This window comes from Stenotrophomonas sp. CASM106, from assembly GCF_049384825.1.
Lineage (GTDB): Bacteria > Pseudomonadota > Gammaproteobacteria > Xanthomonadales > Xanthomonadaceae > Stenotrophomonas > Stenotrophomonas muris.
In genome coordinates this window covers 620,317-634,885 of sequence record NZ_JBMRFS010000001.1, presented here as the reverse complement: position 1 = coordinate 634,885, position 14,569 = coordinate 620,317, and the positions used below count along the sequence as shown (strand labels likewise).

At 66.8% G+C, this 14,569-nt stretch carries 12 protein-coding genes; 6 read left to right on the top strand and 6 right to left on the bottom strand.

The genetic code is table 11. The features are described from left to right. The 3 genes from VG556_RS02955 to VG556_RS02945 all read left to right on the top strand — a co-directional run bounded on the left by VG556_RS02955 (position 1) and on the right by VG556_RS02945 (position 4,915). The gene (locus VG556_RS02955) at positions 1 to 996 is read left to right on the top strand and encodes a carbohydrate kinase family protein (RefSeq protein ID WP_100449956.1); all 996 of its coding nucleotides are present in this window, start codon (positions 1 to 3) and stop codon (positions 994 to 996) included. After that, entirely contained in the window at positions 993 to 2,219 is a 1,227-nt protein-coding gene (locus VG556_RS02950; protein WP_049408762.1) for an AGE family epimerase/isomerase, read from the top strand. Before VG556_RS02955 ends, VG556_RS02950 begins: the two co-directional genes overlap by 4 nt. 77 nt (positions 2,220 to 2,296) lie before the next feature. Continuing rightward, the gene (locus tag VG556_RS02945) at positions 2,297 to 4,915 is read left to right on the top strand and encodes a beta-mannosidase (RefSeq protein ID WP_100449957.1); all 2,619 of its coding nucleotides are present in this window, start codon (positions 2,297 to 2,299) and stop codon (positions 4,913 to 4,915) included. Positions 4,916 to 4,996: 81 nt separating this feature from the next. Here the strand turns inward: VG556_RS02945 and mtnC are convergent, their stop codons facing one another. The 5 genes from mtnC to VG556_RS02920 all read right to left on the bottom strand — a co-directional run bounded on the left by mtnC (position 4,997) and on the right by VG556_RS02920 (position 10,527). Further along, complete coding sequence (gene mtnC, locus VG556_RS02940) at positions 4,997 to 5,692, bottom strand: acireductone synthase (protein WP_100449958.1); 696 nt, start codon at positions 5,690 to 5,692, stop codon at positions 4,997 to 4,999. 3 nt (positions 5,693 to 5,695) lie between these two features. Beyond that, positions 5,696 to 6,253, bottom strand: coding sequence for a 1,2-dihydroxy-3-keto-5-methylthiopentene dioxygenase (locus VG556_RS02935; protein WP_005409451.1), 558 nt, complete (start codon positions 6,251 to 6,253; stop codon positions 5,696 to 5,698). Between the two features lie 92 nt (positions 6,254 to 6,345). Continuing rightward, a complete protein-coding gene (locus VG556_RS02930; RefSeq protein WP_041863375.1) occupies positions 6,346 to 6,987 on the bottom strand; it encodes a methylthioribulose 1-phosphate dehydratase in 642 nt (213 codons plus the stop codon). 555 nt (positions 6,988 to 7,542) lie between these two features. Then, entirely contained in the window at positions 7,543 to 8,970 is a 1,428-nt protein-coding gene (locus tag VG556_RS02925) for an amino acid permease (RefSeq protein WP_014646971.1), read from the bottom strand. A gap of 81 nt (positions 8,971 to 9,051) precedes the next feature. Further along, positions 9,052 to 10,527: an amino acid permease gene (locus VG556_RS02920; RefSeq protein ID WP_014646972.1), complete on the bottom strand. Its 1,476-nt coding sequence runs from the start codon at positions 10,525 to 10,527 to the stop codon at positions 9,052 to 9,054. A gap of 132 nt (positions 10,528 to 10,659) precedes the next feature. Between VG556_RS02920 and VG556_RS02915 the strand changes: the two genes are divergently transcribed. Continuing rightward, positions 10,660 to 11,274 (top strand): NUDIX hydrolase, encoded by a 615-nt coding sequence (locus tag VG556_RS02915; RefSeq protein ID WP_080354567.1) that lies wholly within the window; start codon positions 10,660 to 10,662, stop codon positions 11,272 to 11,274. A gap of 68 nt (positions 11,275 to 11,342) precedes the next feature. On the opposite strand, the gene serA is transcribed toward VG556_RS02915, so the two are convergent. Then, a complete protein-coding gene (gene serA, locus VG556_RS02910) occupies positions 11,343 to 12,584 on the bottom strand; it encodes a phosphoglycerate dehydrogenase (RefSeq protein ID WP_100449959.1) in 1,242 nt (413 codons plus the stop codon). A gap of 168 nt (positions 12,585 to 12,752) precedes the next feature. Between serA and VG556_RS02905 the strand changes: the two genes are divergently transcribed. Next, positions 12,753 to 14,141, top strand: a complete 1,389-nt coding sequence (locus tag VG556_RS02905; RefSeq protein ID WP_423179971.1) for an FAD-binding oxidoreductase — start codon at positions 12,753 to 12,755, stop codon at positions 14,139 to 14,141. 62 nt (positions 14,142 to 14,203) lie between these two features. Next, positions 14,204 to 14,503: a DUF2388 domain-containing protein gene (locus VG556_RS02900; RefSeq protein WP_100449961.1), complete on the top strand. Its 300-nt coding sequence runs from the start codon at positions 14,204 to 14,206 to the stop codon at positions 14,501 to 14,503. Positions 14,504 to 14,569 lie beyond the last annotated feature (66 nt).

Here is a 14,569-nt window from a genome sequence, read left to right as displayed (position 1 = left end):
ATGGGTGCCATCGTTTGCTTCGGCGAAATTTTGATCGATCTACTAGCACAGCCGCCGGCCTCGGCCGATACCCCGCGTGCGTTCCTGCAGTACGCCGGTGGGGCGCCGGCCAACGTCGCGGTGGCGGCTGCGCGGCTGGGTGCGAAGACCCAGTTCGTCGGCATGCTCGGCCGCGACATGTTCGGTGACTTCCTGGCCGACAGCCTGGTCGAGCATGGCGTGGGTACCGACTACATCGTGCGTACCGACGCGGCCAAGACTGCACTGGCCTTCGTGGCCCTGGATGCCAATGGCGAGCGCAGCTTCAGTTTCTACCGCCCGCCGGCGGCTGACCTGCTGTTCCGTGACAGCGACTTCCAGGCGGCGTGCCTCGACAGCGCGCAATGCTTCCACGTCTGTTCCAACAGCCTGACCGAGCCGGCCATCGCCGAGGCGACCTTTGCCGGCATGGACCGTGCCCGCGCTGCTGGTGCGGTGGTCAGCCTGGACCTCAACCTGCGTCCTGCCCTGTGGCCGGCGAACGAGGACCCGGCGCCGCGCCTGTGGCAGGCGCTGGAACGCGCCGACCTGGTCAAGCTGTCGCGCGAGGAGCTGGACTACCTGGCCGCGCCGCTGGGCGCCGATGGCGAGGCGGCGGTGCTGCGGCGCCTGCTGGCCGCGCGGGCGCGCTGGGTGATCGTCACCGATGGTGCAGCCACGCTGCACTGGTACACCCGCGACAACCACGGCACCGTCACCAGCTTCCGCGTGGCCACGGTCGACACCACAGCGGCCGGTGATGCCTTCGTCGGTGGCGTGCTGGTCGGCCTGCTGGAGCGCGGCGGGGCCGGTGCCGGTTTTACCGCCTTCTGCCAGGACCCCGAGGCGATCACCGCCACGCTGCGCTTCGGCGCTGCGGTCGGCGCGCTGGCTGTTACCCGCAAGGGCGCGTTCGCCGCGATGCCCTCGCTCTATGAAGTGCAGCAGCTGCTGCAGGCACAGGACATTACCGCATGAGCACCTCGCCCGATTTCCGTTCGCCCGCGTTCCTGCGCGCGCACATCGCCGACACCATGGCGTTCTACCACCCGCGCTGCATCGATCCCAATGGTGGCTTTTTCCACTACTTCCGTGATGACGGCAGCATCTACGATGCCAGCCACCGCCACCTGGTGAGCAGTACCCGTTTCGTCTTCAACTACGCGATGGCCTACCGCGAGTTCGGCAATGCCGAGTACCGCGACGCGGTCGAGCACGGTGTGCGCTACCTGCGCGAGGTGCACCGCAACCCGGCCACCGGTGGCTACGCCTGGACCCTGCGTGATGGCAAGGTCGAGGACGACATGAACCACTGCTACGGCGTGGCCTTCGTGCTGCTGGCCTACAGCTGCGCGCTGAAGGCAGGTATCGAGCAGGCGCGCGCGTGGATGGACGAGACCTGGCAGCTGCTGGAAGCGCGCTTCTGGGAGCCGCAGCACGGGCTCTACAAGGATGAAGCGGACGGCCAGTGGAACTTCACCGGCTACCGTGGACAGAACGCCAACATGCACATGTGCGAGGCGATGCTGGCCGCGTTCGAGGCCAGTGGCGAGCAGCGCTATGTGGAGCGCGCGCTGCAGCTGGCCGACAACATGACCCGCCGCCAGGCGGCCAAGGCCGGCGGGCTGGTCTGGGAGCACTACGATGAGAACTGGGAGATCGACTGGGACTACAACCTGGACGACCCCAAGCACCTGTTCCGCCCGTGGGGCTTCCAACCGGGGCACCAGACCGAGTGGGCCAAGCTGCTGCTGATCCTCGATCGCCACGTGCAGGCCGACTGGCTGGTGCCGACCGCGCAGCACCTGTTCGACGTGGCCGTGGCGCGCAGCTGGGACGACGCGCGAGGCGGCCTGTACTACGGCTTCGCACCCGAATCGCGCCGGCAGCCGGGCATGGATGGCGCGCCGATCGGGGGCGACAGCTTCGTCTGCGACGACGACAAGTACTTCTGGGTGCAGGCCGAAACGCTGGCTACTGCCGCGCTGATGGCCAAGCGCACCGGTGATGACCGCTACTGGCAGTGGTACGAGCGCATCTGGGCGTACGCGTGGGAGCACTTCGTCGACCATCAGTTCGGCGCCTGGTTCCGCATCCTCGATGCCGACAACCGCAAGTACAGCGACGAGAAGAGCCCGGCCGGCAAGGTGGATTACCACACCATGGGCGCGTGCTACGAAGTGTTGAACGTGGTGCGTTGAGGCGCGTGTCGCCATACGCATGATGAATCGGAATCAGTAGCGCCGGGCCACGCCCGGCGGAAGAACAGGAGCTCCGCGTGCATCGTCTTTCCCTCGTTGTCCGTCTGCTCCTGCTGCTGGTCGCAACGTCGGCCTTCCCGGCAACTGCAGCGCCCCTGCAGGCACAGTGGGAGTTCCGCATGCTGCCCGGCGACGCGCAGGGCGCAGCTCATCCAGGCCTGCAGCAATGGCGTACGGCGACGGTGCCGGGCAGCGTGCACACCGACCTGCTGGCGCATGCGCTGATCCGCGACCCGTACGTGGGTGCGCCCGAAGCGGAGCTGCAATGGATCGGCCTGGCGGCCTGGGAGTACCGCGCGCGCTTCGACGTGGACGCGGCGATGCTGGCCAAGCCCAATGCCGAACTGCGCTTCGACGGGCTGGACACTTATGCCGAAGTCAGCCTCAACGGCAAGCCGCTGCTGCGCGCGGACAACGCGCACCGGACCTGGCGCGCGCGCGTGGAAGGGCATCTGCGCGCCAGGGGCAATGAACTGCAGATCGTGTTCCGTTCGCCAATCCGCACCCTGTTGCCGGGCGTGGAGGCAATGCCACACAAGATCGCTGGCAACTACCCGTCGCCGTATGGCGATGAGCCGAAGGACGCGATGGTCGGCAACTTCGCGCGCAAGCCGGCCTACCACTTCGGCTGGGACTGGGGCCCGCGTTATGTCACCGCCGGGGTCTGGCGCGGGGTCGACCTGCAGGCCTGGGATACGCACCGCCTGACCAGTCTTGCCGTGCGCACCGATGCATTGAGCGCGGAGCAGGCGAAGCTGGCGGTGCTGCTGCAGGTGGAGCAGGGCGCAGCGGCCGGCTCCGCGGTGGTGAACGTGGATGTGCGCGATCCGCAGGGCCGCAACGTGGCCCAGGTACAGCGCACGGTGCTGCTGAAGCCCGGCCAGAACACGGTTGAACTACCGATTGAACTGGCGGAACCGAAGCGGTGGTGGCCGGTCGGCCATGGTGCGCAGGATCGCTATACCGTGCAGGCGCGCCTGGATGGCGGTGCCGACGCAACGCTGGTGCGCGAGCAGCGCATCGGCCTGCGCACGGTCGAACTGCGCCGCGAAGAGGACGGCAAGGGCGGGCAGGGCTTCGCCTTCGTCATCAATGGCGTGCCGATCTTCGCCAAGGGCGCCAACGTTATTCCGTTCGATGCCTTCCCCGCACGCGTCGACGCAGCACGCCTGCGCCAGGTGCTGACCGCCGCGCGCGACGCCAACATGAACATGCTGCGCAACTGGGGCGGTGGCTACTACGAGGACGACGCGTTCTTCGACATCGCCGACGAACTGGGCCTGCTGGTCTGGCAGGACTTCATGTTCGGCGGCGGCATGCAGCCGGGCTACGATCCGGCCTTCCGTGCCAGCGTGGTGGCCGAGGCGCGCGACAACGTGCGCCGGCTGCGCCATCACCCCAGCATCGTGCTGTGGTGTGGCAATAACGAGGAAGAAACCGCCTGGAAGGACTGGGGTCACGGCCGCGACCTGAAGGCGGCCGACCCGGCATTTGCGGCAAAGGTCTGGCAGGGCTATGTCGACCTGTTCGGCAACGACCTGCGCCAGGTGGTGGGCGAGGAAGGACTGGGCGTACCGTACTGGTCCAGTTCGCCCAGCAACGATCTGGACGAGAAGGCCAACGATTCCACCCGCGGCGACAAGCACTACTGGCAGGTCTGGGGCAATCCGGCGCTGCCGGTGCAGGCCTACCTGCGTGAGACGCCGCGCTTCATGTCCGAGTACGGGCTGCAGGCGTGGCCGTCGGTGGCGACGGTGGATCAGATCGCCACCCGCGCCGAGCAGCGCATCGACAGCCCGGTGATCCGCGCGCACCAGAAATTCATGGCCGGCGAGGGCAACAGCCGCCTGCTGCACTACATCGAACAGGGCTATGGCACGCCGAAGGACTTCGAGGACTTCGTCTACCTCAGCCAGGTCATGCAGGCCGATGGCATTGCACTGGCGGCGCTGCATCATCGCGCCTCCCGGCCATACACGATGGGTTCGCTGTACTGGCAGCTCAACGATGTCTGGCCAGGCGCCTCGTGGTCCAGCGTGGATTATTTCGGCCGCTGGAAGGCGCTGCACTTCGCCGCGCGGCGTTTCTTCGCGCCGGTCACGGTAGCCGCGCTGCGCGATGAGGGCAGCACGCGGGTGCGCCTGATCAATGACGGTGCGGCGCTGGATGCACGTTGGCGGCTGCGGGTGATGGACGTGGAAGGGAAGGTGCTGCGCCGTCGCGAGGATGCGGTGACGCTGGCGGCGTCGGGTGTGACCTCGATCGGTGATTTCCGCGATGCCGAGTTGCTGGCCGGTGCCGACCCGAAGCGCACGGTGGCGGTGTTTGAGCTGCTGCAGAACGGGGCGGTGAGCGCGCGGCAGGTGGTCGGATTCGTCGAAGCCAAGGACCAGGTATTGCCGCGGCAGAAGCTCAAGGCTACGTTGTCCATCGAAGGCGACCACTATCGACTGCGGCTGGAAAGCGCGGCTTACGTGCGCGCGACGTGGATCGACTTCGGTGCGCTGGACGTGCAGGTCGAAGAAAACCTGCTGGATCTGCTGCCGGGCGAAACCCGCGATATCGCGGTGCGCGGCCCGGTGGATCTGGTTACCCTGCGCGAGGCGCTGAAGGTGAAGACCCTCAACGACCGTTGAGGGATATCCCGCTTTGGTAGGTGCCAACCTTGGTTGGCACACCAGGAGCCTGCCAACCAAGGTTGGCCTCTACCATTTTGCTTACAGCTGGATCTGCTGGAAGTTCTCGACCCGCTCGTGGCCGTTGGCGGCCTGGCCGGTACGCGGCATCGGGTAGTCATCCAGGCGATCGATCAGCCGGGTCTGCAGGCCGGCTTCGCGGGCAGCATCCAGTTCTTCGACCACATCGGACAGGAACAGGATCTCGCCGGCCGGCACGCCAATGGCCTGCACGATGCGGCGGTAGCTGTCGGCCTCACGCTTGCCACCCATCTCGGTATCGAACCAGCCCGACACCAGCGGGCTGAGGTCACCGGCATCGCTGAAGCCGAAGAACAGCTTCTGCGCCGGCACCGAGCCGGAGGAGTACACGTACAGCGGCAGGCCGGAGGCATGCCAGCCCTTCAGCACCGGCGCCACTTCCGGGTAGAAGTGCGCGGTGTAGTCGCCGCGGCGGTAGCCTTCATCCCAGATCAGGCCCTGCAGCGCCTTCAGCGCGGTGTGCTTGCGGTCCTGGTCGACCCAGCCCTGCAGCGTCTCGGCCACCAGGCTGTCCTGGCAGGCGCCGCCGATCTCGGTAGCCACCGCGTCCAGCCAGCGGCGGACCTCCGGCTGCTGGCCATGTTCGGCAACGAACGCCGGCAAGGCCTGGCGGGCATAGGGGAACAGCACGTTCTTGACGAACGAGATGCTGCTGGTGGTGCCTTCGATGTCGGTCAGGATGACGCGGGGCTGCATGGATCAGGACGCCTGGGTAGGTACGTAACGGGGGAACTTCTGCGCGATGTCGGTGCCGGTGAAATGACCCACCCAGCCGTCCGGCTCGGTGAAGAAGCGGATCGCCACGAAGCTCGGTTCATCGCCCATGTCGAACCAGTGGGTGGTGCCATCGGGCACGGCGATCAGGTCGTCCTTCACGCATTCGATCTCATAGACCTTGTCACCCACGTGCAGGGTGAACAGGCCGGAGCCTGCGACGAAGAAGCGCACCTCGTCTTCCTTGTGGAAGTGCTCGTCGAGGAACTTCTTCCGCAGCTCGGCGCGGTTCGGGTTGTCCGGGGCGATCGAGGCGACGTCCACGCTCTTGAAGCCGCGCTCGGCGACCAGGCGGTCGATGTCCGCACGGTAGGCAGCGAACACTTCCTCCTGGCTGGCGCCCGGCGCGACCGGCGCGGTGGCCTGCCAGCGCTCGAAGGTGACGCCGATCTTCTGCAGCTCGGCAGCGATGACCGCGCCGTCCTGGGTGTCCAGCAGCGGCGATTCGGGGCGGGTGTCGTCGTAGATGCGCAGTCGGCTCATGGCGGCAGCTTGAACGTCTCGGGGGGAAGACAGGGTAGCAGGGTGGGGGCGAGGCGCAGATTCCGGATCGGCATCTGCACCTGCGCGCGGGCTCAGCCGCGCAGCTTGCGCAGCTCGAGCTCGCAGTGGAACAGGAATTCGAAGGCTTCCAGGTGCCGGCGCGCCTCGGCCATGTCACGGCCCCAGGCATACAGGCCGTGGCCGTCGATCAGGTAACCCCACAGGTTCTGCCGGTCGAGCAGGTCGTCGACCTGCGCCGAGAGCACGTTCATGTCCTGGGTGTTGGCGAACACCGGCACGTCGATGGCCATTTCATGGGTGCTGTTGCCGGCGAAGGCCTTCAGCAGCTCGTAGCCTTCCAGGCGGATATGACCCTGCGGCGCGTACAGGCGCGAAGCGATGGTCTGCACCGGCGAATGCGTATGCAGCACACAGCCGATTTCCGGGAAGCGGCGGTACAGCTGGGTGTGCAGCAGGGTCTCGGCGGACGGGCGCAGCGGGCGACCGACGGCCAGGCCGTCGAAGTCCACCACCATGATGTCGTCCTCGATCAGCCGGCCCTTGTCCTTGCCGGACACGGTGATCGCGGCGTGGCGGTCATCCAGGCGGTGGGAGAAATTGCTGCTGGTGGCCGGGGTCCAGCCGGCGTGCGCCAGTTCGCGGACGTTGTCGATCAGCAGCTGGGCCAGTTCGCTCAGGCGCGCGGTGTCGTACGGGAAGGTGGGGGCGTTCATGCCGGCGATTTTACTGGATTCGGCCAGCGGCTGAGCCCCTCGTGGCGGGTCGTGTAGAGCGGTTCATGGGCGGGGCGGGGCGGGTGGGCCGTGCAGGGGACGCTGCAAGTACGTCCCTGTAAGCTCGATGGCGCCATACATGGCGCCAACGCCCCTGCACGGCCCACCCACCCGCCTCGGACAGGTTCCGGCGTGCGGGCAGCCACGGAGTGAAGAAGGAAAAGCGAAAAGCGGGTCGCGGCGCTGGCTTGCTCGGAGCCGAGCATGGCTCGGCTCTACAGGGGATTCATCGACCGGAGAGAATTCATCTCTCAGACGCAATTCATCCACGCATGGCGTGGATCTACCGGACGTGCCAGGAGACTGTCGGAGGCGGGGAGGGGGGAGGTTGCGGGGGCGTGAGCCGCATGGACGCGGCGACCGAGCTTACAGGGATGTACTTGCAGCGTCCCCCGCAATCTCCACCCTCCCCGCCAAACCCTCAGCCCAGCTCTTGCCGTCGCTCCGGCTTCAAAGGCGGGTGCAGGGCCGCAGGCCCTGCAATACAAAAACCCCTTACTGACCCCGCAGGCGGCTGTGCCGGAACCCGTAGCAGAAATAGATCACGAAGCCGACGAACGTCCATACCCCCATCAGCATCCAGTTGTGCATCGTCATCGCCGACAGCAGCGCCAGGCAGCTCAGCACGCCCAGGCTGCAGATCAGCCACGCCATCGGCATGCGGAACGGGCGCGGCAGGTCCGGCTGGGTGCGGCGCAGGATCAGCACGCCGGCGCAGACTGCGGCGAACGCGATCAGCGTGCCCATCGAGGTCAGCTCGCCGAGGATGTCCAGCGGGAACAGCGCTGCCAGCAGCGCGATGCCGATGCCGGTGATCACGGTGTTGATGTGCGGCGTGCGGTACTTCGGGTGGATCCGGGTGAACACCGGTGGCAGCAGGCCGTCGCGCCCCATGATCATGAAGATGCGCGGCTGGCCGATGATCATCACCAGCACCACCGAGGACAGGCCGACCAGCGCACCGACCTCGACCACCCAGCGCAGCCAGCCCAGCTGTGGGTGCGCGGCCACGGCAGTCACCACCGGCTCGTCGGTGCCCAGCAGCTGGAACGGCACCAGGCCAGTCATCACTGCGGCCATTGCGATATACAACACGGTGCAGATCACCAGCGACAGCATCATGCCGATCGGCATGTCACGCTGCGGGTTCTTCGATTCCTGCGCCGCCACCGATACCGCCTCGAAACCGATGTAGGCGAAGAACACCATCGCCGCGCCACGTAGCACGCCTTCCATGCCGTACTTGCCCGGGCCTTCATTGGCCGGAATGAACGGGGTCCAGTTGCTGGTGTCCACGTATTTCCAACCGACCACGATGACCAGAACGATCAGGCCGGTCTTGAGCACGACCATCGCCATGTTCATCGCCGAGGACTTGCTGATGCCGACGTAGCACAGCCAGGTCAGCAGCAGCACCAGTGCGGCGGCGGGCAGGTTGGCGATCGCGCCGGTGGGGCGCAGCTGCGCGTCCAGTGGCGCGCTGACCAGTGCCGCCGGTAGATGGATGTCGAACTGGCTGAGCAGGCTGAGGAAATAACCGGTCCAGCTGACCGCCACCGCCGAGGCGGAGACGCCGTACTCGAGCACCAGCATCCAGCCGATGAACCAGGCCGAGAGCTCGCCGAAGGTGGCGTAGGTGTAGGTGTAGGCGCTGCCGGAGACCGGCACCATCGAGGCGAATTCGGCATAGGCCAGCGCGCAGAAGGCGCAGCAGATGGCGGCCAGCACGAAGGACAGCATGATCGCCGGGCCGGCGTGGTTGGCGGCGGCCTGGCCGGTGATGACGAAGATGCCGCCGCCGATCACCGCGCCGATGCCCAGGGCGGTCAGCCCCCAGGGGCCAAGGTGGCGACGCAGGCTCAGGCCGTTGGCGTCTTCATGGGCGGCATGCGGATGCTTGGTGGCCCACAGTTGCTTGAACATGTGTGGTGGTCTTGTCGAAGCGCGCCATGGGCGGCGCGCGGGAAAACGGACGGGCCGGCGCGAGGCCGGCCCGAAGGCGGATCAGGGCGACTTGGCGAGCTTGCTGTTGCGGATGCCGTAGCCCAGGTAGATCAGCAGGCCGAGCAGCGTCCAGCCAACGAACAGGTGCCAATGCACCACGAACGCCTGCCAGAACAGGAACAGGCAGGTGGCCGCGCCGAGCGGGCAGATGATCCAGACCATCGGCACGCGGAACGGGCGGTGCAGGTCCGGCTTGGAATAGCGCAGCACCAGCACGCCGATGCAGACCGTGGCAAAGGCCAGCAGGGTGCCCATCGAGACCAGCTCGCCCAGCACGTTCAGCGGCACCAGGCCGGCCAGCGCGGCGGCGATAACGCCGACCACGATGGTGGCGACGTACGGGGTGCGGAATCGGGCATGGACCTTGCCGAAGAACTTCGGCAGCAGGCCGTCGCGGGAGATGGTATAGGCGATGCGGGTCTGGCCCATCATCATCACCAGCACCACCGAGGACAGGCCGGCGATGGCGCCGACTTCCACGAACGTCTTCAGCCAGGACAGGGTCGGGTAGGGCTCCAGGGCGGTGGCCACCGGCTTGTCGGTGCCCAGCAGGTGGTACGGCATCATGCCGGTCAGCACCGCACAGACGATGATGTAGACGATCGTGCATACGGCCAGCGAGCCGAGCAGGCCGATCGGCATGTTGCGTTGCGGGTCCTTGGTCTCGCCAGCAGCGGTGGAGACCGCATCGAAGCCGATGTACGCGAAGAACACGATGGTGGCGGCGCGGAAGATGCCGCTCCAGCCGAACTCACCCGGCACCCCGGTGTTTTCCGGAATGAACGGGTGCCAGTTGGCCGGGTCGATGTGGGCCGCGCCGATGCCGATGAACAGGCAGATGACGGTGACCTTGATCGCCACGATGATGGCGTTGACGAACGCCGACTGGGTCACGCCCACGTACAGCAGGCCGGACACCGCCGCCACGATCAGCACCGCCGGCAGGTTGAACAGCTTGCCGGAGGAGACGAACTCGCTGCCGGTCCAGGCGATGGGCGCGGCGCTGAGCATGTCCGGGAAGGGCATGTGCAGCGTGGTGGTGATGAAGCTGATCAGGTAGGCCGACCAGCCCACCGCGACCGAGGCCGAGGCGAACAGGTACTCCAGCACCAGGCACCAGCCGATGAACCAGGCCATGCCTTCGCCGAGGGTGGCGTAGGAATAGGAGTAGGCACTGCCGGAGACCGGCATCATCGCCGCGAACTCGGCATAGCACAGGCCTGCCAGCGCACAGGCGAAACCGGCCAGCACGAACGACAGCATGACCGCCGGGCCCGCGTGGTTGGCTGCGGCCTGGCCGGTCAGCACGAAGATGCCTGCGCCGATCACCGCACCCACGCCCAGCAGGATGAGGTGTTTAGCCGTGAGGGTCCGTTTCAACGTGGCTTCGCCGTCCAGGCTGCCTTCGATGGGTTCGCCGGCATCGACGTGCCCGGCCGGCTCGACCGGCTTGACCCTCAACAGAGCTTTCAGCATGCAGTACTTCCTAGTGATCGGATGGGGTGGGCGGCCGATACGTTGCCGGCTGCCTTGAATGGTGAAGGCCGTGCGAACGGCCCGCTGTACCTTAGCCAAAGCTGAAGCCAACGCACAAGCGCAATCGCAACAATGAACGGCGATAATGAGCAGTATTTTTCCGAACCGCCCCCATTCATGAGCCAGACCGCCGAAACCCTTGCCGCGCTTGACGATCGCCTGCGCGGCCTGCTCCGGGACTACGCGCGCCGCGAACCCGCCCACGACGCCCTGGCTGCCGAATTCGGCACATTGCTGGATGATCCGGAAGATCCGTTCCGCCGCGAGCGCCTGGCCGGCCACTTCACCGCCAGCTGCTGGCTGGTCAGCGCCGATGGCCAGCGCCTGCTGCTGACCCACCACCGCAAGCTGCAGCGCTGGCTGCAGCTGGGCGGCCACGCCGACGGCGACCGTGACCTGGCCCGGGTGGCGCTGAAGGAAGCCGAGGAGGAGTCGGGCCTGAGCGGCCTGGTACTGGAAGACCCGGCCATCTTCGATCTGGACAAGCACTGGATTCCGGAGCGCAAGGACGTGCCGGGGCACTGGCACTACGACGTGCGTTTCGTGATACGGGCGCTGGGGGGCGAGGCCTTCGTGCTCAGCGAGGAATCGCTCGACCTGGCCTGGCGGCCGGTGACCGAGGTCGCGGCCGACCCCGAATCGGATGAATCCATGCAGCGCATGGCGCGCCGTTGGCTGGCGCGTTGAAAAAAGGGGACGGAGGGGATTAAGTCGTTAATGCATAAACGACTTAATCCCCTCCGTCCCCTTTTTACCTAGTACAGGATGCGCGTCCGCAGCGTGCCTGGAATCGCGGCCAGTTCGTCGCGGACGGCGGCGGCCTGCGCCTCGCTGGCGGTGATGTCGATCACCACGTAACCCACCTTCGGGTCGGTGCGCAGGAACTGGCCGTCGATGTTGACGTTGTGGCGCGAGAAGATCTCGTTGACCCTGGACAGCACGCCCGGCACGTTCTGGTGGATGTGCAGCAGGCGCAGGCTGTCTTCGTGTTCGGGCAGGGTCACTTCCGGGAAATTGACCGCCGACAGGGTGCTGCCGTTGTCGCTGTAGCGCACCAGCTTGGCCGCCACCTCCACGCCGATGTTGTCCTGCGCTTCCAGCGTGCTGCCGCCGACGTGCGGGGTCAGGATCACGTTGTCGTGGCGGGTCAGCGGCGATTCGAAGATATCGCCATTGCCCTTCGGTTCGACCGGGAACACGTCCAGCGCGGCGCCACCGACGTTGCCGCTGGCCAGGGCCGCATCCAGTGCATCGATGTCGACCACGGTGCCGCGCGCGGCATTGATCAGGTGCGCGCCCTTGCGCATCTTCGCCAGCTCGGTGCTGCCGATCATCCATTGCGTGGCAGGGGTCTCCGGCACATGCAGGGTGACGATGTCAGCGCGTGCCAGCAGGTCGTCCAGGCTGGCCGCTGCACGGGCATTGCCCAGTGCCAGCTTGGTTTCCACGTCGTGGAAGATCACCTGCATGCCCAGCGATTCGGCCAGCACGCCGACCTGGGTGCCGATGTGGCCGTAACCGATGATGCCCAGCGTCTTGCCGCGCACTTCATGGCTGCCGCTGGCCGACTTCGACCAGCCGCCGCGATGGCATTCGGCGTTCTTCTGCGGAATGCCGCGGGTCAGCATGATCGCCTCGGCGATCACCAGCTCGGCCACGCTGCGGGTGTTGGAGTAGGGCGCGTTGAACACCGGGATGCCGGCCAGCTCGGCTGCGTCCAGGTCGACCTGGTTGGTGCCGATGCAGAAGCAGCCCACCGCGATCAGGCGCTTGGCCTCGGCCAGCACCTCGGCGCTGAGCTGGGTGCGCGAGCGGATGCCGACGATGTGCGCCTCGGCGATGCGCGCCTTCAGTTCGTCCTCGGGCAGCGCCTTGGTGTGCGCCTCGATCTGGCTGTAGCCGGCGGCGCTGAACACCTCCACGGCGGTCTGGCTGACCCCCTCCAGCAACAGTACGCGGATATCCTGCTTCGGGAACGAGGTCTTCTTCGGCGACATGGGGCAACACGGCCAGTGGGACAGGGGCTGACCACTATGCCAGATCGAAGCGCCCATGGTGCAGTGCGCAATTGGTTGCATCCGTAGCTATCTGTATCGCTGCGGGGCTGGACGCTGGCGCGTACCGCTGGCACGCTTGCCCGTCTTCACGCACCGCGTTGGACCGTCATGACCGATTCCCGCATTGCCTCGCTGCAGCAGGCCTGTCCCGGCCTGAAGCTGAAGATCGACCCGGCTGACCTGGAGCATTACGGGCGCGACTGGACCCGGCGCTGGACGCCAGCGCCGCTGGCGATCGCACTGCCGGCCACGGTCGAGGAAGTGCAGGTGGTGATGCGCTGGAGTGCGGGCGAGGACGTGGCCGTGGTGCCGTCCGGCGGACGTACCGGCCTTTCCGGTGGCGCGGTGGCCGCCAACGGCGAGCTGGTGCTCAGCCTGGAACGGATGAACAAGGCACTGGCCTACGACGCGGTCGATCGCACCCTGGTGGTGCAGGCCGGCATGCCGCTGGAGGCCGTGCACAACGCCGCGCTGGACCACGGCCTGATCTACCCGGTGGACTTCGCTGCGCGCGGGTCGTGCACGATCGGCGGCAACATCGCCACCAATGCCGGCGGCATCCGCGTGATCCGCTATGGCAATACCCGCGAGTGGATCGCCGGGCTGAAGGTGGTTACCGCCAGCGGCGAGCTGCTGGAACTCAACAAGGGCCTGATCAAGAACTCCAGCGGCTATGACTTCCGCCAGCTGCTGATCGGTTCGGAAGGCACGTTGGGCGTGATCGTCGAGGCGACAGTGAAACTCACCGATCCGCCGCCGGCCAGCAACGTGATGCTGCTGGCAGTACCCAGCTTCGAGGTGCTGATGCAGGTGTTCGCCGCGTTCCGCGCGCGCCTGCAGCTGCAGGCCTTCGAATTCTTCACCGACCGGGCGCTGGAGCACGTGCTGGCGCATGGCGCGCAGGCACCGTTCGACGAGGTGCATCCGTACTACGTCGTCACCGAGTTCGCGGCCAACGACGAGGCACAGGAAGCCGCGGCGATGGCGGCCTTCGAGGACTGCATGGGCAACGGCTGGGTCAGCGACGGTGTGATCAGTGCCAGCGATGCCCAGGCCGCCCAGCTGTGGCGCCTGCGCGAAGGCATCACCGAGTCGCTGGCGCGCTACAAGCCCTACAAGAATGACGTCTCGGTGCGGATCTCGGCGATGCCGGCGTTCCTGGCCGAGACCCAGGCACTGATCGGGCAGGCCTACCCGCACTTCGACGTGGTCTGGTTCGGCCATATCGGCGATGGCAACCTGCACATCAACGTGCTCAAGCCGGACGACACCAGCGACGCCGACTTCGTGGCGCAGTGCGAGCACGTGACCAAGCTGCTGGCGCAGGTGCTGGCCCGCTTCGATGGCAGCATCTCGGCCGAGCACGGCATCGGACTGGTCAAGAAGGGCTACCTGGACAGCACCCGCGGCCCCGCCGAGATCGCGCTCATGAAGGCGGTCAAACGCGCGTTCGATCCCCAAGCGCGGCTGAATCCCGGCAAGCTGTTCGACGCCTGAGCCGGGCAAATCCTTCACGTACCCGTTACGCTCCACGCACCTTCACAACCGGCTTCGAACCGATGACCCGTCCGCTCCTGCTGCTCGCCCTGCTGTCCCTGCCGCTGGCCGGCTTCGCTTCCAGCTTCGCTGGCACCTCGGCCGGTTCGGCGACCGGTGCCTCCTCCGGTTCCTCGGGCAGCAGCTCGGGCGACGACAAGGTGGTGCGGGCCGCGCACGACGATGCCGCTGCGTTCGTCGCCAGCGACGGCCAGATCCGTGGCGCCCGCCTGCAGGCCGCGCTGGTCCACCTGCGCGAGCAGAGCGCTGCCGCACAGCAGCAGAGCGACCTGGAACTGGCCCGCGCGCTGCTGGCACGTTGATGCGGGCTGCATGACCTCGGCGTCATCGCTTTCTGCAGAGCCGAGCCATGCCCGGCTGGATGCCCG

Excerpts from the sequence above, each read along its gene's own strand:
- VG556_RS02955 (WP_100449956.1), top strand. The coding sequence starts at position 1 with ATGGGTGCCATCGTTTGCTTCGGCGAAATTTTGATCGATCTACTAGCA.
- VG556_RS02950 (WP_049408762.1), top strand. The coding sequence starts at position 993 with ATGAGCACCTCGCCCGATTTCCGTTCGCCCGCGTTCCTGCGCGCGCAC.
- mtnC (WP_100449958.1), bottom strand. The coding sequence starts at position 5,692 with ATGCAGCCCCGCGTCATCCTGACCGACATCGAAGGCACCACCAGCAGC.
- VG556_RS02935 (WP_005409451.1), bottom strand. The coding sequence starts at position 6,253 with ATGAGCCGACTGCGCATCTACGACGACACCCGCCCCGAATCGCCGCTG.
- VG556_RS02930 (WP_041863375.1), bottom strand. The coding sequence starts at position 6,987 with ATGAACGCCCCCACCTTCCCGTACGACACCGCGCGCCTGAGCGAACTG.
- VG556_RS02925 (WP_014646971.1), bottom strand. The coding sequence starts at position 8,970 with ATGTTCAAGCAACTGTGGGCCACCAAGCATCCGCATGCCGCCCATGAA.
- VG556_RS02920 (WP_014646972.1), bottom strand. The coding sequence starts at position 10,527 with ATGCTGAAAGCTCTGTTGAGGGTCAAGCCGGTCGAGCCGGCCGGGCAC.
- VG556_RS02915 (WP_080354567.1), top strand. The coding sequence starts at position 10,660 with ATGAACGGCGATAATGAGCAGTATTTTTCCGAACCGCCCCCATTCATG.
- serA (WP_100449959.1), bottom strand. The coding sequence starts at position 12,584 with ATGTCGCCGAAGAAGACCTCGTTCCCGAAGCAGGATATCCGCGTACTG.
- VG556_RS02905 (WP_423179971.1), top strand. The coding sequence starts at position 12,753 with ATGACCGATTCCCGCATTGCCTCGCTGCAGCAGGCCTGTCCCGGCCTG.
- VG556_RS02900 (WP_100449961.1), top strand. The coding sequence starts at position 14,204 with ATGACCCGTCCGCTCCTGCTGCTCGCCCTGCTGTCCCTGCCGCTGGCC.